9 protein-coding genes are annotated in these 7,188 nt (G+C 42.7%); 6 read left to right on the top strand and 3 right to left on the bottom strand.

The features are described from left to right. The 3 genes from A2F46_RS12685 to A2F46_RS11200 form a co-directional block, all read left to right on the top strand. Positions 1–289, top strand: a 289-nt coding sequence (locus A2F46_RS12685; RefSeq protein ID WP_197457654.1) for a hypothetical protein, incomplete at its 5' end; no start/stop codon positions are given. Next, positions 286–855 (top strand): plasmid mobilization relaxosome protein MobC, encoded by a 570-nt coding sequence (gene mobC / locus A2F46_RS11205; protein WP_066570505.1) that lies wholly within the window; start codon positions 286–288, stop codon positions 853–855. The genes A2F46_RS12685 and mobC, both read left to right, overlap by 4 nt. Continuing rightward, entirely contained in the window at positions 852–1,889 is a 1,038-nt protein-coding gene (locus A2F46_RS11200) for a relaxase/mobilization nuclease domain-containing protein (RefSeq protein ID WP_066570503.1), read from the top strand. The genes mobC and A2F46_RS11200 overlap by 4 nt, the downstream gene beginning before the upstream one ends. 106 nt (positions 1,890–1,995) lie before the next feature. Here the strand turns inward: A2F46_RS11200 and A2F46_RS13505 are convergent, their stop codons facing one another. After that, entirely contained in the window at positions 1,996–2,175 is a 180-nt protein-coding gene (locus A2F46_RS13505; RefSeq protein ID WP_082783680.1) for a type II toxin-antitoxin system RelE/ParE family toxin, read from the bottom strand. Between A2F46_RS13505 and A2F46_RS11195 the strand changes: the two genes are divergently transcribed. The 3 genes from A2F46_RS11195 to A2F46_RS11185 all read left to right on the top strand — a co-directional run bounded on the left by A2F46_RS11195 (position 2,174) and on the right by A2F46_RS11185 (position 5,156). Continuing rightward, a complete protein-coding gene (locus A2F46_RS11195) occupies positions 2,174–3,133 on the top strand; it encodes an IS3 family transposase (protein WP_197457653.1) in 960 nt (319 codons plus the stop codon). The two genes, A2F46_RS13505 and A2F46_RS11195, sit on opposite strands and share 2 nt — an antisense overlap. Before the next feature lie 86 nt (positions 3,134–3,219). Then, the gene (locus A2F46_RS11190; RefSeq protein WP_066570508.1) at positions 3,220–4,644 is read left to right on the top strand and encodes an SIR2 family protein; all 1,425 of its coding nucleotides are present in this window, start codon (positions 3,220–3,222) and stop codon (positions 4,642–4,644) included. A gap of 14 nt (positions 4,645–4,658) precedes the next feature. Next, the gene (locus A2F46_RS11185) at positions 4,659–5,156 is read left to right on the top strand and encodes a TIR domain-containing protein (RefSeq protein WP_066570501.1); all 498 of its coding nucleotides are present in this window, start codon (positions 4,659–4,661) and stop codon (positions 5,154–5,156) included. 329 nt (positions 5,157–5,485) lie between these two features. Here A2F46_RS11185 and A2F46_RS11180 read toward each other — a convergent pair whose 3' ends face one another. Beyond that, a complete protein-coding gene (locus A2F46_RS11180) occupies positions 5,486–6,523 on the bottom strand; it encodes a ShlB/FhaC/HecB family hemolysin secretion/activation protein (protein ID WP_066570498.1) in 1,038 nt (345 codons plus the stop codon). Beyond that, a complete protein-coding gene (locus A2F46_RS11175; RefSeq protein ID WP_066570495.1) occupies positions 6,475–6,705 on the bottom strand; it encodes a hypothetical protein in 231 nt (76 codons plus the stop codon). Before A2F46_RS11175 ends, A2F46_RS11180 begins: the two co-directional genes overlap by 49 nt. Positions 6,706–7,188 lie beyond the last annotated feature (483 nt).

The raw sequence follows: 7,188 nt of genomic DNA, 5'->3' as shown, positions 1-7,188 counted from the left end.
AACTGTGCCAACACAAACACCTCAGCCACAAGATGCCATTTCGGCAGAAGGTCGGCTACGTCGGGCCAAAGAAAACTACCTTGGTCAAAACTATCTATTGACGACACCAGAGTGCCAGATGCGCCAAGTGCGTGAATACGGCATGGAAAAAATCACGGCCAAGCTGCCGCCGGAAATGCGGATGGAAGCCCAAGCCATTTTCTATGAGAACGAAGTGAAGGCGGCTGCTCAGGCGGTTGACCTTCCAAAGGCAGCACCGGCGCTTGAGGATGCCGGTATTGATCGTTGAACACAATTCAGGCGGCTAGGCTGCCTGAAAGGAGCCTATATGCCACTATTCGCGTATTTGGTCTTTCTGATGGCGATGTTTCCAGCCTGAAAGAAATGGCCATGCAGCGTTTTGGAAAAAACAGCGTATCACTCTTGGCCAAAACACTTTTACTGGCACAGCTTGATACACAAGCGGGTAACAACATACCTACTTCAGTTGATGATTTAGACACTGAAGCAGACAAATACCGCCTTGAAGTGCGATTACTTTCACAGGACTACCAATACATCAGGACAGCGGCACAGCAGCAGTCCATGTCTGCCAATGCGTTTGTGGTGAGTATCTTGCGCCATTACATCAATGGCCACCCAACGCTATCCGACAAAGAGGCGGAAGCGTTGTATCAATCGAATTATCAATTACTGCGCATTGGTCGCAATTTAAACCAGATTGCTCGGCAATTGAATGCTGGCGAGTCCGCCAGCCTCACCACCGAAGAAATACGCCAGCTACGCATCATCATTGAGAAGCATACCGACGTGGTGGGCAATCTACTGCTAGCCAATAAAAAGAGGTTTGAATGAGTTTACAATCCAATATTGATGATTGGTTGCTGGGCTACAAAACACGGGCTGTCAAAGGAAAATCCTCTGCCAGCCTTTCGTTTGGCAATCGTCAATCCAAATATCCATTAAAACCCGGCTGTGGTTTGGCCAACCTTCGTGCAGCCGCCTTAAAACAGCCAGAAGTAATGGTCAAAATACCCAGGCGCAAGAGTGGGAATAGTACCGGTTTGAAAGGGGTGCGCAATCATCTAAGTTACATCAGCCGTAATGGTGAACTAGAGATTGAGAATCAAGATGGCGAAATTCTGCGCGGCAAAAAAGACATCAATGGATTGACTAAGCATTGGAAAAAGTTAGGCATACCTGAAGCCAGCAAATATCGTGAAGCGATTAACGTGGTGTTATCCATGCCGGCACATACTCCGCCGGATGCGGTGAATAATGCTGCCCGTAAATTTGCCCAAGAGCAATTTGCTGGCCATCAATATGTTTTTGCCTTGCACACTGATCGTGATAGGCCCAATGAGCCGGCTCATCCGCATGTTCACCTATGCGTATTGATGCGCGATGAATATGGCCATCGGATAAATCCACGAAAAAATGATCTCTTTGAGTGGCGTGTTCGGTTTGCCGAAAAGCTGCGCGAGGAGGGTGTCGCCTGTGCGGCAACACGTCGCCAGCACCGTGGCATTACGCCACATGAGAATAGCGTTCTTAAGGCCATGCAACGTCGAGGTTTTGTTGGGGAGGTGCATAAACGACAAGCCAAAGAACTTATTGAGGCATTGGTGCAGAACGAACGCCCCAAGCATCTTTTCCTGAAGGAAGCCATGCAAACCCGTGGGATCATCGTCAGTGAATATGGTTTGATTGCCAAAGAGCTTTATAAATTGGGCCACAAGACTGAAGCCAAGATTGTTGGCAAGCTGGCCAAAGAAGTTGACCAGGCTAACTTCAGCACCAAGGCTCAGCAAATATTTGATAGTACAACTCAAGATTTACGTAAATCACAAAACCTTGACCAGCATCGGGCTAATGATCCAACACGATAAATATTCAATAAAAGCGCCCATACGGCGCTTTATCAACAGCAATCAATAATGCATCAGAAAATGCCGCAGAACCCGTTCTTTAGGGCGGAGAAGACGGCCAGTCTCTTTACCGGTAAATTTCGCGACGGTTGCCAACCTGCACTACCAATACGCGTAAAGCACCATCCTGAATATCACAAATTACCCAGCAGTCCCCGACCCGATAAAGCCAGAATCTACCAAGTGGGCCAACCAATGCCTTGCCCGTACTGCGGGGAGGAGGTAAGTTTGGCGGCGCGCTCGGCATGGAGAATGCACTACGGGTCAAGCCGCAGGATTTACGCCAGCAGTATGAAAAACAAATCAGCCAATTACAGGCCGCTTATGGCGAAGCGATGTTGGAGTTAAAGTGTGCGAAAAAGGCTGGCGGAGTAGTTGGAGCGGCACGAGAACTGATTCGACGCTTGTACGAGCAGTTTCAAGCTGATTGCCTGGAAGTGAGTCTGAGCCGTTTGTGTGCTTGGTTTGGTGTGGCTCGCCATTCAATTTATTATCGACCACACAAAAAATCAGCAGTGGTAAAAGCCTGTTATGCCGAGCTAATCAAGCAATTGATTGAGGCAGATCCATCGTTTGGTTACAGGACGGTTGCTGCTTTACTGGGCATGAATAAGAACACGGTGCAGCGGGTGTTTCAATTGAAAGGTTGGAAATTCCGCAAGTGTTCTATAGGCCGCAGACCGTGCATTCAAGCGGTGCCATCTAAAGCTCAAGAGATAAATCAGCGTTGGTCTACCGATTTGTGTCTGGTTTGGGGCGGTCAAGATGGTTGGCTAAGTCTGGCTTTGGTAATGGACTGCGATACCTGTGAATTATTGGGTTGGCAGCTTTCCAAAACAGGTAAAGCCAGCACTGCTGTCAGTGCACTGGAACACGCTTTGATTAACCGCTATCGCTGCTTGGTCAAAGTCTTGCTGCGTTCAAATAATGAATGGTTTGGTGTTTACCGGTCGGAAATACACCGCATTGGTCAAAAGCTATGCGTTACAGCAGGAATTCATTACCCACATTGCCCTCAGCAAAATGGAATGGTGGAACGCTTGATCCGAACGATCAAAGAGCAATGTGTGCACCGCCACAGCTTTGAAAGCTTGCAGCATGCTAATTGGGTGTTAAGTGATTTGATACAGTTTTACAATAAAGTCAGACCTCGACAAGCACTGGGCATGAAAACCCCAGCTGAGGTCTATGCATTAAGCTTGTGACTTGCGCAGAAAGTGCTAGGTCATTACACTATATTCTTAAAGTTAATTATATCGAGATGCTTATGTTCGACCATGAACAAAAAATTATGATCGATCGTATTGTACAAGAATTAGAAGAAAATAATTTTGCAATATTTGCAGGTGCTGGTCTATCAGCCCCTGCGGGGTATGTAAATTGGAAAGAACTCTTACGCCCCTTATCTATTGAATTAAATTTAGATATCGATAAAGAAACTGACTTAGTTTCCTTAGCCCAGTATTACGTCAATGAAAATCATGGTCGTAGCAGATTAACTGAAAGGTTAATCGATGAAGTTGGTATAGCTCGAGAACCGACAACTAATCATAAGATTTTAGCGAAGTTACCCATATCAACCTATTGGACAACTAACTATGATGATCTAATAGAAAAATCTTTAGATAATGAAGGTAAAATAGCAGATAAAAAATTTACTAAAAATCATTTATCTCAAACTAAGAAGGGACGTTCCGCCATTGTCTATAAAATGCATGGTGATGCAAGTCTTCCTGATCAAGCAATCATTACTAAAGATCAATACGAATCATATCCGTTGCACTTTGCACCATTCGTAACAGCTTTGTCAGGAGATTTGGTTTCAAAAACTTTTCTTTTCTTAGGGTTTAGCTTTAATGATCCAAATTTAGATTATATTCTAAGCAGAATCCGAATTCATTTTCAACAAAATCAAAGACAACATTATTGTATTTTTAGAAAAGTTAATCGTGCCGACTACAGTAATGATGAAGATTGTTCATATAATCTTTTAAAGCAACAGTTTGTTATTAAAGACCTTGCTCGTTTTAGTATAAAAGTTGTATTAATTGACTCGTGGAATGATATCACTCGTATATTAGAAGAAATTACAAAAAAATTTCGATGTAAAAATGTATTCTTATCAGGTAGTGCCCATGATTTTAGTCCATGGGATCAAACCGAAACGGAATTTTTTCTATCAAAACTAGGTGAAGTTCTAATCCAAGAAGGTTTTAAAATTACATCAGGTTTAGGCTTGGGTATTGGTAATGCATTTATTAGTGGTGCAATTAAAGAAATCTATAATAGAAAATATACAAAAATTGATGACTATTTAACAATGAAGGTATTTCCTCAATTCGTAGCTGATCCTACAGAAAGAAAAAACATTTGGACAGTATGGAGAAAAGATTTATTGAGTCAGACAGGAATTGTTCTTTTCTTTATGGGAAATAAAATTATCACAGATCCTGAATCAGGCAAACAAACTATTGTTTTGGCAGATGGCATGGATGAAGAATTTCAAATAGCACATGAATTAGGTTTAAAGCTAATACCAATTGGTGCGAGTGGATATAAGGCAAAAGAATTATTTAATCAAATAACTACTGACTTCGATCAATATTACCCAGATTCCACACCAAAATTTCGAGAAGCTTTTGAAAAACTAAATGAAGAAGTAAATGAACCAAATAAGTTGTTATCAAAAATTCATGATGTAATTAAGTTAATTTAAATTGGAGAAAGTTTATGGCTAGAAAAGTATTTTTTAGTTTTCATTATCAACCTGATAATTGGAGAGTATCTCAAGTACGGAATATTGGCGTAATTGAGGGCAATCAACCAGCCAAGGATAATGATTGGGAAACAATCGTGGGTGGTGGTGATACGCAAATTAAAAAATGGATATCTGATCAAATGGTGGGGAGAACTTGCACAGTTATTCTTGCTGGTAAGGATACAGCTAATAGAAAATGGATTAATCATGAGATCGTTGAATCTTGGGAAAAAGGAAAGGGTGTTGTAGTAATTTACATTCATAACCTAAAAAATTCACAAGGTGAACAATCAGATAAAGGACGAAATCCTTTAGAGTACATAAAACATGTACCTACCGGAAAAAAACTATCTGAAATTGCTAAAGCTTATGACCCACCATACTCAACTAGTAAATTTGTTTATGAGTATATTGAAGATAATATTGATAGTTGGATTGAAGAAGCTATTAAAATAAGGAAAGAAAATTAAGAACTTGAACAAAAAATATTACAGGTTCGTTAGTAATTGAACTCCATTTTTAGAAATAGAAATGGAGTACTCTTTATATCGAAACTCAATATTAATAAAATGATGGCAGATCAGACCTAGGAGTGGATATATTTTTAGACAAGAGATTAATACATCCTATTAAATTTAATAAATAAGCATACGGTTCATTTTTTCAAATTTAATCAATAGAGAACTTAACGTCTTTTCTAGAGTAGTTTTGGTCACAACAAACTGATAAATAACTATCTGGAACCGAAAGATGGACTGATAATAAATTATTATCTTTTCTAAATTGATAAAATTCTAACTCACTCATTGGTCCAATCATCCTCCCTGTTTTGTAGGCTATTGCCCAAATATTCTTTGTGTTCTATGTTGGCAGCCCAACCGGCGGTGCGGCGATGCTGAATGTCCAGCTGTGCATCATTGATGTAGTTGTGTGATTCCCGTTTCCACAGCTTGGCGGTGAGATTGGTCCTGCGGTGGGCGTCACGATACAACAAACGCGTCAACCCTAAATCGGTGTTGCTGCTGTCACCGTTATAATCGTAATTTTCATTTAAACCCGCAATGGCTTGGTGGTACCGATAATAGTTGTGGTTAACGGCCAGTAACCAATTACCGATTGGTACCGAATAATGCAGTGCATAGCTGCGGGTACTGCTGTCCGTGCGCTGGCCGGTCGAATCAGTGAGTCGGTCTTTGGTGCCCAAGTCTTGGGTGTAATTCACATAAAACAAATCGCTTAAGCCCAATGGGTTGTCGCCCGCCAAGGTGATGCCAGCCTGATATTTGCCCGTCGATCGGCTGCCTGAATCGTCTACATTCAAAGCCACGCGCCAAGGAATTAGCCGTTGCTGCCAACGGATGACCACATCGCTCTCATTCGGCGCTTCAGCCGGCTCTATGCTGATGTCCGCTTCCGCCGTGGGGTTGCGCTTAAGGTTTTCTAAACCTTGCTCTAAATCGCGCAGATTTAAAATATCCCCAGCTTTGGCCGGGAATTTGTTGTCAAACGCCATGATGCGACCCACATGAGTGGCCTCGGCATTGCGGGTATCGTAACGCAATGCATGAATGCGCCCTGGAATCACCGTGAACACCAAATGACCGGACTTTAAATCCTGAGGAGCGGCCAATATGCGGGTGGTGGTGTAACCTCGATCAATCACCGCATTTTGGGCTAACGTCATCATGTGGTTGACACCCAATGCCCCCAAACACATACCTGGCTGAAAGCCCGATTGCTTCATCGCATGGCGTAGCGCAAATTGAAATTGACCAGCCGCATCGCCGGTTAAGGTAATGTCTTGAATAGCAAAACAGGGTTGCTCGTTTTGCGGCAAACCCTGCTTTGCTTTTGAACCACCGATTCATCCAGCCGTCCATCCACACCCGGCTGCATTTGCTGCTGAAATTGTTGTTGTCGTTGCTGCTCTCGGATGAGTTGCTCTTGCTGCTGCCGAGCGGCTTGTTCGGCCATTTCGGCGGGGGTGGCGGCATAGGCGTGGAGTACGGCAGTGCTCAAAAGAGCCACAGAAAAGAACGAATCGGGAAAGACATATATGTAAATTAATGTTTTATTTATCTCTAATGAATGAATAAAACTTTACAATAAAGTGGAATGGGAAGTCAATAATTTGTTCATTCTTACAGCCAAACAACTGAACCAAGATTAAGAATGCAATCCAAAATCAACGCAACCCAAATGATACATTGCCAGCAGTGATCCAATACCTAGAGATATTTGACAAGAATAATAATTCCAAGTTTACACTGCTTTTATGCGGATCTCAGCTTCATTTCGGTGCGATGTCGCGCAGGGGAAAGGAGAGAGACGTGTAAAGGCACTTGTCTTGGTCTGTACTTTGGGTGAGTGATAATTTATTCATCAGTAAACAACACGGCGGCTACGGCCTCCGATGTTTAGAAACCTCAGAGGAGAACCATCGTTTCCGCGAAGGCGGAATAAAACCGATTTAGGTCGGTTTTAACGGCGCAAGCCTATCCC

Origin of the sequence: Snodgrassella sp. CFCC 13594 (genome assembly GCF_001590725.1) — a bacterium.
GTDB lineage: Bacteria > Pseudomonadota > Gammaproteobacteria > Burkholderiales > Neisseriaceae > Snodgrassella.
The sequence above is the reverse complement of the archived record's forward strand: the minus strand, read 5'-3'. Positions and strand labels throughout refer to the sequence as shown.